A 255-nucleotide genomic window follows, 5' to 3' on the forward strand; every position below is an offset into this window, starting at 1 on the left:
TCTGCCAGCCGTATTTCTTTTATGCATGACTTTCCAGAAATGCGAGGATCTCAGCTTTAGTTCGGGTACTTTTATCAATAGATTTTAGTAATTCCTCCTGCTCTCGGTGTTTCTTGAGCTCATAGAGAGCATCTAGCTTCTGCGACGCTTTATCGCAGCGCTCTTTAAGGCGCTGGAGTTGTTCTTCTGTTTGGGAAATCTCGGCTTCAATTGTCTTAATATTCTTCGTTCTCGGCATCTTCATCATCGTCTTTC

The 255-nt window shown here is 43.1% G+C and carries 1 protein-coding gene; it reads right to left on the reverse strand.

Annotated elements, in window-relative coordinates:
- Window positions 1-19: 19 nt before the first annotated feature.
- Window positions 20-255, reverse strand: a 236-nt coding sequence (locus FD23_RS08960; RefSeq protein WP_236743915.1) for a hypothetical protein, incomplete at its 5' end; no start/stop codon positions are given.

Source organism: Lactobacillus delbrueckii subsp. delbrueckii DSM 20074 = JCM 1012, assembly GCF_001433875.1.
GTDB classification, from domain to species: domain Bacteria; phylum Bacillota; class Bacilli; order Lactobacillales; family Lactobacillaceae; genus Lactobacillus; species Lactobacillus delbrueckii.